At 44.2% G+C, this 14,420-nt stretch carries 11 protein-coding genes; 9 read left to right on the plus strand and 2 right to left on the minus strand.

Going from position 1 to position 14,420, the window contains the following annotated elements; all coding sequences use genetic code 11:
• Nucleotides 1-102: 102 nt before the first annotated feature.
• Entirely contained in the window at nucleotides 103-834 is a 732-nt protein-coding gene (locus JK628_RS09560; RefSeq protein ID WP_202289249.1) for a hypothetical protein, read from the minus strand.
• Between the two features lie 385 nt (nucleotides 835-1,219).
• Here JK628_RS09560 and JK628_RS09565 point away from each other — a divergent pair, with 385 nt between their 5' ends.
• From JK628_RS09565 to JK628_RS09600, 8 genes are all read left to right on the plus strand, one after another.
• On the plus strand, nucleotides 1,220-2,791 hold the full coding sequence (locus JK628_RS09565; RefSeq protein WP_202289250.1) for a sensor histidine kinase: 1,572 nt from the start codon (nucleotides 1,220-1,222) through the stop codon (nucleotides 2,789-2,791).
• Nucleotides 2,791-4,143 (plus strand): sigma-54-dependent transcriptional regulator, encoded by a 1,353-nt coding sequence (locus JK628_RS09570; RefSeq protein WP_202289251.1) that lies wholly within the window; start codon nucleotides 2,791-2,793, stop codon nucleotides 4,141-4,143. Before JK628_RS09565 ends, JK628_RS09570 begins: the two co-directional genes overlap by 1 nt.
• A 476-nt stretch (nucleotides 4,144-4,619) precedes the next feature.
• Nucleotides 4,620-6,752 (plus strand): transcriptional regulator NosR, encoded by a 2,133-nt coding sequence (gene nosR, locus JK628_RS09575; protein WP_443020001.1) that lies wholly within the window; start codon nucleotides 4,620-4,622, stop codon nucleotides 6,750-6,752.
• A gap of 76 nt (nucleotides 6,753-6,828) precedes the next feature.
• Nucleotides 6,829-8,733, plus strand: coding sequence for a TAT-dependent nitrous-oxide reductase (gene nosZ / locus JK628_RS09580; RefSeq protein WP_202289253.1), 1,905 nt, complete (start codon nucleotides 6,829-6,831; stop codon nucleotides 8,731-8,733).
• A gap of 137 nt (nucleotides 8,734-8,870) precedes the next feature.
• On the plus strand, nucleotides 8,871-10,145 hold the full coding sequence (locus tag JK628_RS09585) for a nitrous oxide reductase family maturation protein NosD (protein ID WP_237524179.1): 1,275 nt from the start codon (nucleotides 8,871-8,873) through the stop codon (nucleotides 10,143-10,145).
• Nucleotides 10,146-10,148: 3 nt separating this feature from the next.
• Nucleotides 10,149-11,078: an ABC transporter ATP-binding protein gene (locus JK628_RS09590; RefSeq protein WP_202289255.1), complete on the plus strand. Its 930-nt coding sequence runs from the start codon at nucleotides 10,149-10,151 to the stop codon at nucleotides 11,076-11,078.
• Nucleotides 11,075-11,893, plus strand: coding sequence for an ABC transporter permease (locus tag JK628_RS09595; protein ID WP_202289256.1), 819 nt, complete (start codon nucleotides 11,075-11,077; stop codon nucleotides 11,891-11,893). Before JK628_RS09590 ends, JK628_RS09595 begins: the two co-directional genes overlap by 4 nt.
• Before the next feature lie 29 nt (nucleotides 11,894-11,922).
• Nucleotides 11,923-12,417: a nitrous oxide reductase accessory protein NosL gene (locus JK628_RS09600; protein ID WP_202289257.1), complete on the plus strand. Its 495-nt coding sequence runs from the start codon at nucleotides 11,923-11,925 to the stop codon at nucleotides 12,415-12,417.
• Nucleotides 12,418-12,604: 187 nt separating this feature from the next.
• On the opposite strand, the gene JK628_RS09605 is transcribed toward JK628_RS09600, so the two are convergent.
• On the minus strand, nucleotides 12,605-13,243 hold the full coding sequence (locus JK628_RS09605; RefSeq protein WP_202289258.1) for a LysE family translocator: 639 nt from the start codon (nucleotides 13,241-13,243) through the stop codon (nucleotides 12,605-12,607).
• Between the two features lie 303 nt (nucleotides 13,244-13,546).
• Between JK628_RS09605 and nadE the strand changes: the two genes are divergently transcribed.
• Nucleotides 13,547-14,377, plus strand: coding sequence for an ammonia-dependent NAD(+) synthetase (nadE, locus tag JK628_RS09610; RefSeq protein WP_202289259.1), 831 nt, complete (start codon nucleotides 13,547-13,549; stop codon nucleotides 14,375-14,377).
• Nucleotides 14,378-14,420: the final 43 nt, after the last annotated feature.

The raw sequence follows: 14,420 nt of genomic DNA on the forward strand, positions 1-14,420 counted from the left end.
TATCTATGGGCGGTTATGTGCGCCACGGCACAACTCCGCTTTTGTTGATGGCAGACATTTGTACGTTTTCCAGATCATTCAGCTGCTCTTTCTACCAGTTAATCAATGCTCTTTGAGATTATCTAGCGCTGCTTTAAGCTTTTGCTTATCCTCTTCACTGAGCTTTGCGTGATTAATTAAGCTAAGAATATGTTCTGCACTTGCTTCATCTTCATCAGCAAAGATAACAAAATCACCATATTCTTCACGCTCGCCAAAGCGCCTGACTTCAAGCTCGGTGATCTGTTCAGCAATAATCTCTATATCATCAGCAAGAGATTCGATATGAATTTCAAACTCACCTTCATTTTGTTCAAATAGCTTTTCAAGTTCGAGGGCTTTCGCCTCAAGCTCTCCAGATTTCATCTCGATTTTCATCACATGAGCTTCTATTTGCGCTTCTTTGCCATCAAGTTCTTTATACAGTTTCTCCAACTTAATTTTAATAGCCTTGTCATGCTTAGCATCAATCACAAACATATTGTTTTTCGGGTGCAGTTGCATACGCGACAGCATACGAGTCAGTAGCACTTGAGTCTCTTTGGGTAACTCGGTTAATTTAGCGCTAATCACACCCTTATCTTGCAATTCTTGGTCGGTAAATGCGAAGTCATGTTGCTTACCGTCAGTTTTAACGGTTATATGGGTAATGTCATTCTCATCGGTTTCTATTTGGGTGGTAAATTCTTTTTCCTTACTGTCGACGACTTCAATTTGCGTCGGTGCAGCAAATAAGCTGGTTGGTAATGCTAAACCGCAGGTTAATAGTGCGCATACTAATGTGTTATTTTTCATAATATCTTCTCTGTTGTCATCAGGCATTGATCTATTTTGAGCTAACGCAGCCACTGAGTAACACATTCGCTCATTCTCAGTAGGTATTGCGAGGATCGTGCCAACTCACAGAAGTACATTTATAGTGGGGTACTGGGTGGGAATAAACGGTTAACTCATTAAAGAACAACAAAGTAACCCTATTTGAGCATATGGTTTCCTCAAATGAGGATATTGTATGTAAACCTGCTAGGGTTAAATCATCTGTCGAGGTCAATACCGACCTTGCAGAGCAAGTTGCGTGACGGTAGCTGATGTTTGAAAGCTGGTATTAAACTTGTATAGCTAGTGAAACTAATAAAAAAATGCAATCTCAAGTATCTTGGGCTACATAAAAGAGTCGATTATGTCTATTAAACGTTATGTTTTTCTGTTGTTCGGAGCACTCATTCTTATGTTGGCTATAAGCCAGCTTTTTGTGGCTCAGTATTTTAAAACTCAACTTCAACAAGAGTTAGAGCAAAGTTCAAAATCATTGTCTAAAAGTTTAGTGAGTGTAGTTATCCAAAGGGCGTCCGATATCGAGAGTTGGGAGTTTGCGCTACCAGAAGAAAGCGAATTTCTGACAGATATCGAAGAGAATGAAGAGTTTGTATTAGAACTCGATGAAGACATTGCCGATCTAGAACAAGAGATAGATAACCTTGCCCAGTCGTTAGTAGAAATTAACGCGGATAAAGGCGCGTCAAAGCTGGAAGGTGATGACTACCAACAGCATCAAATGGCGTTACAAGAGAAAGTTCAAGCGCTACTAGAGAAAGAGCGCCGTCATATGGAAGGTGAGCGAGAGAATTTACAGCAACTCAAACAAAAGGCGGCTAAAGAGTATCAGTTGAGAGTGGAGGAGAGTCTTGAAAACTTTGAGATCCATACTGATGATTGGTTGAAGGCCGGTCGAGTTTTGATCGTAGATGGCGATGAAGAAGACGGTATGCTCATACGCGAAGAGCGAAGCATAGAGTTGCCGAGTCAAGGCGCGAATCACCTGCTTGAGCGCTTTAGCGAGTCAGTACTATTTGTGATATTGCTGACGAGTATCATGGCACTTATCCTCGCGTATTGGCTAAGCCATCATGTTACCGAGCCTTTAAGTGAATTAGCTCAGGGTCATCAAAAGTTGAGTGAGGGTAAATTTGGTACTCAGTTAAAAGAGCAAGGCGTTAAAGAGCTTAAACAGATCATGAATGGCTTTAACCGCATGAGCTTAGCATTGGAAAACTGGAATAAAAAAGAGCAACAGATGTCTCAGCAGCAACACCTTGCAGATCTCGGTCAAATTACCCGAGGTATCGCCCACAGCTTAAGAAACCCACTGCATACACTTGGATTGTTGTCAGAGCAAAGTATCTATACCGACTCCCAAAGCGAGCGTGAAGCGATAAACCAAAAGATGCAAAAGAAGATTGCTTTAATGGATAAGAGCATTCAATCGTTACTGACGCTTTCAAGTCATGAGGTATTAAGAGACAAGCAGGTGCCACTCAATGCCATTGTACAAGACATTCTGCTAGAGCTATCTATCTCTGGCCTTAAACCTGAAGTGATTTTTGATGCAAATAACCCAATAGCAGTTTACGGCGCAGAATCGGAGTTAAGAAGTATAGTGCATGCGGTACTGATCAATGCCGTTGAAGCTGGTGGTAAACAGATTCAGATAGAACTGAACCAATCTGAGAAGGAAACATCTGTAGTGATAACAGATTGGGGAAAAGGAATAGATTCAGCGATTAAAAGCCAAATGTTTAAACCGCATATCACGACAAAATCAGAAGGGTCAGGCATGGGGATTTACATCGCAAAACGCCTTATTGAGAGTCACTACAATGGCGACATCTACTATCAAGACAATCCGGAAGGGGGCACCATAGCAACCATTATCTTTGTCGAAGAACAGCCAGATCAAAAGGAAAATAATTGATGAGTCAGCAACCTTTACATATTCTAGTAGTAGAAGATGAGCCGGATCAGCGCTCGCTCATTTGCCAAATGATGACAGCAAACAACTACGTTGTTAGTGAAGCTGACAGTGTTGAACAGGCCATTGTATTGCTCAAAAAGAGTGTACCGGATCTGATATTTTCAGATTGGAAGCTTGGACAGTTAACGGGTATGGATCTGCTAACGTTTGTGAGACGCGAACATGCAGACTTAGGGTTTATTATCGCCACAGCCTACGGAACCATCACTCATGCTGTGGACGCTATGCAAGCTGGCGCAGATGATTACCTTTCCAAACCTTATCAACGTCAATCATTGTTCATGGCGATTGAGAAAGTGGCTAAGTCATTAAAGCTAAAACAACACAATAGACGCTTAGCATCGGAGCTTTCACAGCAACAGGAGTTGGTGGGCATAGTCGGTAAAGCGCCTTGCATGCAAAAGGTATATACGCGAGTGCAACGAGTTAGCGCTACAGATGCCACAGTGTTAATTGGGGGGGAAAGCGGTACAGGTAAAGAGCTTGCCGCAAGAGCCTTGTATCAACTATCGCAAAGACACCATAAACCTTTTGTCGCAATCAATTGCGGTGCTATACCGGAAAGTTTAGCGGAATCTGAGTTATTTGGAGCTGAGAGAGGGGCCTTTACGGGAGCCACAAGTCAAAAAATCGGTAAACTCGAAGCTGCCAATGGCGGCACTATCTTCTTAGATGAAATTGGTGATTTACCCTTGTTACAACAAACCAAATTACTTCGTTTTTTACAAGAAGGGGTTATCTCTCGGCTAGGACAAAATGGTGAGATCAAGCTTGATGTCAGAGTCATCGCGGCAACTCATAGGGACTTACGCACCGAAGTGGCCGAAGGGCGTTTTAGAGAAGATCTTTTCTACCGCTTAAATGTGGTTCCGATTGAGATGCCGCCACTGCGCGAGCGTAAAGAGGATATCGGTCGACTAATTGAACATTTCTTGAAAATTCATGGGGGTCAATACGGTCTTGAAGCCGCGAATTTAAGTGCAGTAACGGTAAAAGCCTTGTTAGATTATCCATGGCCAGGCAATGTCCGCGAGCTGTCAAATCGTATCGAACGTTTTGTATTACTCGGTGATGAAGATGAGTTAGTCGAAGAGCTAAGTCGTCAACCTCAACCCCTCAACACCAACCAGTTTTTGCTGCCTGAAACTGGCATAGAGTGGGAGATTTTTGAGAAAGACTGTTTAGAACAAGCGATGAGTAGACATCAAGGCAACCGTACAAAAGCCGCTAAGTTTTTAGGGCTGAGTTACAAAGCATTTTTATATCGATTAGATAAGCACCAACTAGTGTAGCAGGTGCTGCTAAAAGCTCATATGCTTTACTCTATGCAGTTGATTTATAGGGTGAAGATGTCATTTGTGGTAATCAATGCAAGCAACGAAGAGGGGAAATGTCAGTTGTGCTGGAGCAATAAAATACCTAGTTTAAAGGCGATTAACTTCCCGCTGAACCCTACACCTTCAGGTATGATGGCCATATACCCATTCATAACCATCTCCTGTTAGCTGCTTTCTTACATCGCCTGACAGCTATTTTATCCAGAGTGAGTCAGGCTATATTCTAAAAAATATAAGCTCTGCAGCCCTAGTCTTCTCTTATATCGATAGTTAACATCTTTTTAAATATTACCCAGTAATCGCAACATAACTGCGTTAATTTTGATCTCGCTCAAGTCAAACCTTTAAACATATAATTATTATGCACCTTAAGTTCTTGTGGTGCGGCATTTTGTCGCACCCCAATTATTGTCTATTTAAGGAGCTAATTGGTGCCAAAGTCATTTTCATACACCAATGTTTTCTTTGGTTTTTTATTAGGCATACTGCTTAATTTAAACTTCATTTCGCCTAGTTTTGCACTATTTGTCAGTCCTCCAAAGGAACCTGAACCTATCATCGAGGCTATTTTTCCCCAAGCGACTCATATATCAGATAAAAAAGGTGAGTTACCACTTTGGACCATCTTTAAGGATCAGCAGATCTTAGGTTATGCCTTCGAAACTAACGATATCGCGAGAATTCCTGCTTACTCGGGAGAGCCGATTAATATCTTGGTCGCCATCGATCCTCTCGGCCAATATTTAGCGGCTAAGGTGTTAGAGCATCATGAACCTATTATTCTGGCAGGGATCCCGGAAAGTAAGTTATGGAAATTTACCGAACAGTACACTGGACTGTCGGTGAGAGACCGACTCAAAGTTGGCGGTAATGAGAGTCAGGGGTATGTGGGTATCGATGGTTTATCGGGGGCTACAGTCACCGTGATGGTGATGAATGTCGCGATTACCAAAGCTGCTACCAAAGCCGCACAGTCTTTAGGGATCATCGACAAGCAATCTGCGGTCATCCAGCCCCCTTCAACCATCAAAGCCGATGTTTTCGAGCATGCTAGCTGGTTAACACTTACTGGCGATGGTTCTATTCGTCGGCTCTATCTCGATAGAGCCAGCGTCGATAAGGCGTTTGAAGGTACAGCGGCCGAGCATGTTGATGAAGCTAATCCAGAGCAGAAAAATGACAGATTTGCGGAACTTTATTTCACTTTAGTGGATATTCCCACCATAGGTAAAAACTTGCTTGGTGAAGCTGATTACCTGTGGCTGACCGAATCACTCGAGCCAGGAGAGCATTTGTTGGGCTTATTTGGTAATGGCTACTCTTTCAAGGGGTCTGGCTATGTGCGTGGAGGGATCTTCGACCGAATTCAGCTACATCAAAACGAAAATTCAATTGCCTTCAGAGACTTAGATCATGAGCGTATTACCGATCTTTATATTCAGGGAGTGCCTAGGTTTACCGAGATGTCGATCTTTAAAATCAGGGCTCAGCATGAGTTCGACCCAGGAGCTGACTGGCAACTTGAGTTGTTAGTCAGGCGGCAAACCGGTCCGGTCGATAGCCTGTTTACCAGTTTCAAGGGGAGCTATGACATGTTAGATAAATATGTTGATACTCCGCCGGCTATTGTCCCCGAACCTGAGATGGCGCTGACTCAGCAGGTGTGGCTCGAAAGACAGGTCGAAGTTATCGCCTTGCTAGTATTGTTGTTGGTGCTGTTACTCATCTTATTCTTTCAGGACATATTGGTACGCCATCCTACCTTTATGCATCGTCTTCGCCACGGCTTCTTAGTGGTGACAGTCGTTCTGATTGGTTGGAGCTGGGGCGGTCAGTTGTCAGTTGTGAATGTGTTCACCTTCCTGCAGGCTCTGATGGGTGAGTTCTCCTGGGATCTGTTCTTGCTTGATCCGATTATATTCATCCTATGGTCAGCTGCAGCGGTAACCATTTTACTGTGGGGGCGAGCCGTTTACTGTGGCTGGCTCTGTCCATTCGGCGCACTGCAAGAGCTGGCGAACGTATTTGGTCGATATATAAAGCTACCTCAGTTTGAGCTGCCCTTCGCGGTTCATGAAAGACTCTGGGCAATCAAATACCTCATTTTACTCGTGCTGTTCGGAGTGTCACTCGACTCTTTAGCGCTCGCCGAGCAATTTGCTGAAGTCGAACCCTTTAAAACCACTTTTTTGCTTAAATTTGACCGTCAGTGGCCATTCGTGGCTTGGGCTGTTTTTCTGATCCTTATCAGTTTGTTTAATCGCAAGACCTTCTGCCGTTACCTGTGCCCGTTGGGGGCTGCTCTGTCGGTGAGTAACAGCATTCGTCTGTTCGATTGGCTCAAGCGACGTCCTGAGTGCGGTAGCCCGTGTAAGACCTGCGCTAAAGAGTGCGAAATTCAAGCCATTCAACCCGATGGTGTTATTAATATGCGTGAGTGTCATTACTGTTTAGATTGCCAGATCACCTATTTTAATGATGAGAAGTGCCCACCGTTGAAAAAAATAGCGCGTAAGAAGCGCCAAAGTCGTGAACAAGAGATAGCCGTGGTAGTGACCGAATAACAGTAAAATCTATATTAAAACAGAGTGTTGTAAATATTAAGATAATAGCAAATCAACAAGATATGGAGAAGTGACTATGCAGGATAAAAGCAGTGATTCTAGCTCAGTTCAGACAGCAGAACTTGAGTTGCAAAGTATTGAAAGACGAAAGTTTATCAGTAAAACCGCAATGCTTGGCGCTGGCGCCGTCGCGGCCCCAATGACGGCTGCAATGTTTGCCTCTATGGCTAAAGCACAGGCGGCAGAAGCGTCGAACAGTCCTTTTGTTCACCCCGGGGATCTGGACGAGTACTATGGTTTTTGGAGTGGTGGTCATTCCGGTGAGGTTCGTATCATGGGGATCCCATCTATGCGCGAGCTGATGCGCATTCCAGTGTTTAATATCGACAGCGCGACAGGTTGGGGGCTGACCAATGAAAGTAAGCGCATTAAAGGGGAAAGTGCTCACTTACTCGCTGGAGATTCACACCACCCACATATGAGTATGACGGACGGTCGCTATGACGGAAAATATGTCTTTATCAACGACAAGGCTAATTCAAGGGTAGCTCGGATCCGTTGCGATGTGATGAAAACAGATAAGATGATCACAGTACCCAATGTTCAGGCGATTCATGGTTTAAGGGTGCAAAAGGTCCCCTTTACCAAGTATGTGATCTGTAATGGTGAATTTGAGATCCCGATGGACAATAACGGCAAAGAAACATTAGAAGATGTCTCTACCTATCGCTCATTGTTTAATGTTATCGATGCCGAGAAGATGGAAGTGACCTTTCAGGTGATGGTCGATGGTAACTTAGATAATACCGATGCCGACTATGATGGTAAGTATTTCGCGTCTACTTGTTATAACTCAGAGATGGGGATGAATCTGGGCGAAATGATGACAGCCGAGCGAGATCATGTGGTGGTCTTTAATCTGGCACGTTGTGAAGCTGCGCTAAAGGCTGGAAAATTTAAAACCTATAATGGTAACAAGGTGCCAGTTCTTGACGGTCGTAAAGGCTCAGAACTAACCCGCTATATTCCTGTGCCTAAGTCTCCGCATGGTATGAACACATCGCCAAACGGCAAGTATTTTGTGGCTAACGGTAAGTTATCGCCGACGGTGTCAATTATAGCTATCGCCAAGTTAGATGCGCTGTTTAGCGATAAGATTGAGCCTCGTGACACCATAGTCGCTGAGCCTGAATTGGGACTCGGTCCACTGCATACAGCATTTGATAATAAGGGTAACGCGTATACCACGCTCTTCCTCGACAGCCAGATAGCTAAGTGGAATGTTGAAGATGCCATCAAGGCCTATAACGGCGAAAAAGTTAACTACCTGCGTCAGAAGCTGGATGTTCATTATCAACCGGGCCATAACCATACCTCACAAGGAGAGACACGTGATGCGGATGGAAAATGGCTGGTGTCACTGTGTAAATTTTCAAAAGACCGCTTCTTGCCTGTTGGGCCATTGCGTCCGGAAAATGATCAGCTAATCGATATCTCTGGCGATGAGATGAAGCTAGTTCACGATGGGCCCACTTTCGCCGAGCCTCATGATTGCATGATGGTGCATCGCAGTAAGATTAAGCCTAAAAAACTCTGGACCCGTGACGATCCTATTTTTGCCGAAACTGTTGCAATGGCGAAAAGAGACGGGGTGACGTTGGAGCAGGACAATAAAGTCATTCGTAACGGCAAAAAGGTCACTGTCTATATGACCTCCATTGCACCGGCTTTTGGTATGTATGAGTTTAAGGTGAAACTAGGCGATGAGGTCACTGTGGTCGTGACTAACTTAGACAGAGTCGAAGACGTGACCCATGGATTCTGTATGACAAATCATGGAGTACAGATGGAAATTGGTCCTCAGGCGACTTCATCTATCACCTTCGTGGCGGATAAGCCCGGTGTGCAGTGGTACTACTGTAACTGGTTCTGTCATGCCCTTCATATGGAGATGCGTGGTCGCATGTTAGTAGAAGCTTAGTGTAAACCGACAGGCCCTGATATATCGGGGCCTGAATAAGCACTTATACCGATTGGTATTACTATTTTACTTATCGTTCGGAGAAGAGGAATACAAGTATCGAAATGTTAAAGCCACTATTAATTTTCTTTATCCTGATGTTCCACTGCGCTGGCAATGCTACGCAGATACGCGTCACGCCAGAGGATGATCTTCAAGTCATGCTGGATAATGCCGTTGACGGCGACACCTTAATACTCTCATCGGGTAAGTATGTGGGAAATTTCGTGGTCTCACGGGCCATTACGCTTACCGGCCAGCAAGGTGCGCTCATAGATGCTGATGGACAGGGGCATGCCTTGCAGCTGAAAAGTGCCAATATTGTGCTGGAAAAGCTGCAGATACAGAACTGGGGTCATGACTTGACTGCACAAGACTCGGGGATCTATTCAGATAAATCGGCCACAGATCTCATTATCAGGGACAACAGACTTACTGGCGATGGTTTTGGGATATGGCTGCAAAAGGGTCGTAATATTAAGGTCTTCGACAATGAAATTGTAGGCAATCCAAATTTGAGGTCGACCGATCGTGGTAACGGGATCCAATTGTCGATAGTCCAAGATGTTGAGGTGTCGGGTAATAGTATTAGTCACACCCGAGATGGACTTTACATTATTTCTAGCCAAAATAACCTGTTGCATAACAATACCATGCATGATCTGCGTTATGGCATCCATTACATGTATTCTCACAGTAACGAGGTGAAGAGTAACCTGGCCTATAATACTCGAGCAGGTTACGCGCTGATGAGTTCACGCATGCTTACCGTCACCGGCAATGTGAGTCGTGACAGCGAGGATTATGGTTTTTTACTGAATTTTATTACTTCGTCCGAGATCAGCCATAATCAGATTTTCAATGTGTGGACCAAGCCAGAACATAAGGTCCTAGGCCGGGAGGGCAAGGGACTGTTCATCTATAACTCGGCATATAACACGGTTAGCAATAACCTGATAAACACCGCCGAGATAGGCATCCACCTCACCGCAGGTTCGGAAAATACTAAAGTTTATAACAACAGTTTTATCAACAATCCATTACAAGTGAAGTACGTTGCAAATCGTGAAGAGGAGTGGAGCCATGAAGGGGTTGGAAACTTCTGGAGTAATTATCTCGGCTGGGATCTAAACAATGATGGCAAGGGTGATAGCGCGTTCGAACCTAACGATGGTATTGATAGATTAGTCTGGCAGTATCCGGAAGCTAAGGTTCTGCTGGATAGCCCGGCGATACTTATTCTGAGATGGATACAGACTCAGTTTCCTGTGCTCAAGCCCCCAGGAGTGAAAGATAGCTTTCCTCTAATGCAAGCGCCGTCGGTCATGGGCGTTGACGACGGTCCAATTATCAATTTAGTGAAGCAGGATTAGCGTATGCCTTCAGCAATAGTATCACTGCAAAATGCAGGTAAGCATTATAAAAATGTCCACGCCCTGCAAGCGATAAATTTACAACTTGAGGCGGGTGAGGTCCTAGGTTTATTCGGCCACAATGGTGCAGGTAAAACAACCATGATGAAGCTCATTCTGGGAGTGATGAGGGCCAGTCAGGGCAGTGTCGAGGTATTTGGTAGCGATCCCATGTCAAAACAGGCATTTGAGGGACGCAAGAAGATAGGCTATTTACCGGAGAATGTGAGTTTTTATGATCAACTGACGGGTAAAGAGGTACTGACCTATTTCGGTCGCTTGAAGAGGGTACCGAAAGCCCAGATAGCTCAACTCCTTGAAAGGGTCGGTTTAACACATGCTATGGATCGGCAGGTGAAAACTTATTCGAAGGGCATGCGCCAACGACTTGGTTTAGCTCAGGCATTTCTGGGTAGCCCTAAATTACTGCTATTGGATGAACCTACCGTAGGCTTAGATCCGATAGCGACGCAGGAGTTTTACCTCAGTGTCGATAAACTTAAAGAGGATGGCGCCAGTATTATCTTATGCTCACATGTATTGCCCGGTGTGGAGCAGCATATCGATAGGGCGATGATCTTATCCGGTGGAACGTCTTTAGCCATTGGCACTTTGGCACAATTAAGAGAGCAAGCTGGCTTGCCGGTTTCGATTCAAACTCAAGGACTCAATGGCGCCCTGCGTGAGGATCCCCGCTTTGACCATATGCTCGTTAGTCCCAATCAGTTACTGGTGCCAGAAAAGGAGAAGCTCAAGTTTATTAGGCTACTGGTTAATTATCAGGATATTAGTGATTTGCGCGTCGAACCCGCGGATCTCGAACAGGTATACCAACATTACTTGAGTTCGGCCTACGGGAAGCAAAAGAGAAAAATAGAGGAGGATAAACGATGAACCCAATTTTAGCGGTCGCTATTAAGGAGTTTCAAGACGGTTTGAGAAATCGCTGGTTTATCTCCATAACGGTGATTTTTGCGGTGTTATCTCTGGGGCTCAGTTATTATGGCTCAGTTGCCTCGGGACAGCTAGGCGTGGCTTCTCTGTCATCAACCATTGCCAGTTTATCCAGTCTCGCAGTGTTTATTATCCCGCTTATTGCCTTGCTGCTTGCCTATGACAGTTTTGTCGGAGAACAGGAGTCTGGCACCTTATTGTTGCTTTTGACCTATCCCATTAGCCATACCCAGCTATTACTAGGGAAATTTTGTGGACAAGGTTCAATCATTAGTCTGGCGACCTGTCTGGGCTTTGGCAGTGCAGCTGTGTTGCTATCGGTGCAATCGACAGCTGAATATGTGCTTCCAGCCTTTGGGTTATTCATTCTGACCGCCATCTTATTGGGCTTGTGCTTTATCGGTATTGCCTATGTCATCAGTCTATCTGTTACCGAGAAATCAAAGGCTGCAGGGCTTGCGCTTATGGTGTGGTTTTTCTTCGTGTTAGTTTTCGATCTGGCACTGTTAGCGACCTTGATCGGATTACAGGATGGGCTTACTCAGCAACACTTAGTGCAGATCATGATGTTTAATCCTGCGGACCTGTTTCGATTGATTAATTTGGCCAGCCTTGATACCAGCGACGTTAATGGTGTGCTTGCCGTCGCCATAAATTCAAGTCAATCGCCGTTGATTTTAGTCTCTATGATGCTGGGATGGGTCTTGGGGCCGCTGGCTCTTGCAGCATTCGTCTTCAATAAAAAATCACTGTAAATATCAATATGTCTGGGAATAATTAAGTCATGAAAAATACTAAGCTATCAACTTTTCTCACTCTGTTACTGGTCGCTTTCGCACTGTTTGGATGTAAGGAGGCACCGCAAGAGTCTATGGTGCATCAGGCTGCCGCTATCGAGTCTGGTGATGAGTGTCATCTGTGCGGAATGATTATCACCAATTTTCCTGGTCCCAAGGGAGAGTTGTATACTAAAACTTCTGATATGACGAAAAAGTTCTGTTCTACTCGGGATCTATTCAGTTTCATTCTGGATCCTGAATACCAGCATCAGGTAAAGGAGATCTATGTTCATGATATGAGTAAAACGCCCTGGACAGAGCCTAAGGACAGCTACTTCATCGACGCCAGAAAGGCCTGGTATGTACTCGAATCGAGCAGAAGTGGTGCGATGGGAAAAACGTTGGCGAGTTTCGTTAACGAGTCGGATGCGCAAGCCTTTATGCTCGAATTCGGTGGCAAAATATACCAGTTCGATGAGATCACTATGGCAATGCTATAACAGTCAATCATTCTACCGCAGTGTGATTATACCCATTAAATTTCTACTGAATCCAACGTCTTCAGATAGGAAGGGTATATGCCTCAACGCTTGGCCTGTTGAGCCAACTGATGTTTAGCACTGTGTTTCTTGATTTATGGAGCCATTGGAAAGAGGTGTACTTTCTGGTGACCTCTTAATATTCGGTTCAGAAGAGCCCTGATATGATAATTAGAGCAACGCTGAAAAATAGCATTCCGGTGAGCAAGTTGATAACTGGTGCGGCCGTGCGGATCCTCTGTTGAATAGCAGGCTTTGATAGCACTAATGCAATCAATACAAACCAGACTAATGATAAAACCAGTAAAGTGACAGCTGCCCAAACCTTTGTGATCAAGGTGACTTCTGGGGTTATCATTGCTGAAAACAGAGTAATAAAGAACACCATCGCTTTTGGGTTTAGCAGGTTAGTGTATAAGCCTTGCGTAAATCCTTGCGATGGCGTCAATTGGTTAAATATTTGAGCCTTTTCCTTCTCTATGTGTCTAACTTTAAAGTTTTGTAGCGTACTGATGATGATATTTATCCCCATCCAGCCTAAATAACTGGCCCCTGCGAGCTGTACTATTAGGAATAAAATACCAGAGCTTTTAATCAGCAGGCTGACTCCGGTCAGGCTCAACAGAGTATGCAGCAATATTCCAATTGAAATCCCAATAGCGGAGGCGATGGCGGTCACTCTTCTCTCCTGACTGGCCATTTTGACTACAAGGGCAAAGTCTGGTCCAGGACTTGCTAGTGCAACGCTGTGAATGACGGCCAGTGACACAAGTAAGGTTAAATCCATTAAATTATCCATAAAGTTATTATTGTGGGTGTCATGCCGGTGGTACTTTCTAACAGACGTAAAAAATCGGAGTTCGCTAAATCCGACAATATTGGCGAGCAGGCAAAGTTTGATCCAATGTTAAGCTGAAAATATTGTTCTCAAAATGAGTCTAACTTAGCTGTGATTGTGACAGCTAGTAAATTATTGCAAGCATATGCGCGATTATGACCGTTGAGGACAATATAGCCGTGTATTGTGATTGCAATTGAACCATAATGGTTGGGTTTTTAGTTAACAACTGATGCCATTGGAGTTTATTACGTGAAAGGACAGATTTTAAGGGAAATGAAAGTACTTAAAGCTATTGATCCTGCTTTTGAAGTACAAAGACGAGTCGCATTTATTAAAGCCAAGCTTAAGCAATCTAATACTCAATCATTGGTATTAGGCATTAGTGGCGGCGTAGACTCCTCTTTAGCTGGGCGTTTGTGCCAATTAGCTATTGAAGAACTGAATGCTGACACAGCTGTAACTCGTTATCAATTCATCGCCGTTCGTCTGCCTTACGATATACAAAAAGATGAAGATGAAGCTCAGTTAGCATGTCAATTTATTAATCCGTCTAAACAAGTTACAGTCAATGTTAAACAAGGCGTAGATGGTGTTCATGCTGAAACCATTAATGCGATTGAATCCGCCGGTATTTCGCTGCTAGATCCTGCTAAAGTTGATTTTGTAAAAGGCAATGTCAAAGCCCGTATGCGTATGGTTGCACAATATGAGATAGCAGGATTAGTGGCAGGGTTAGTGGTTGGAACCGATCACAGTGCAGAAAATATTACCGGCTTCTATACAAAGTGGGGTGACGGTGCCTGTGATTTAGCCCCATTATTTGGCCTGAATAAGCGCCAGGTAAGGCAAGTTGCTAAATTTTTAGGTGCTCCTGATATCTTGGTTTATAAGGCTCCAACGGCTGATCTTGAAGAGGGGCAGCCTCAATTAGAAGACGAAATTGCCTTAGGACTGACATATGATCAGATAGATGACTTTCTTGAGGGGAGAGAGGTTGGCGAGTACGTCAATAATAAATTAACCGGAATTTACCGCGCTACGCAGCATAAGCGTGATGCCATTCCGACTATTTACGATTAATGTTTAATCAACCCAATAAAGCGCCAATAGCGCTTTATTGGAG

Source organism: Shewanella sp. KX20019 (genome assembly GCF_016757755.1).
Taxonomy (GTDB): domain Bacteria; phylum Pseudomonadota; class Gammaproteobacteria; order Enterobacterales; family Shewanellaceae; genus Shewanella.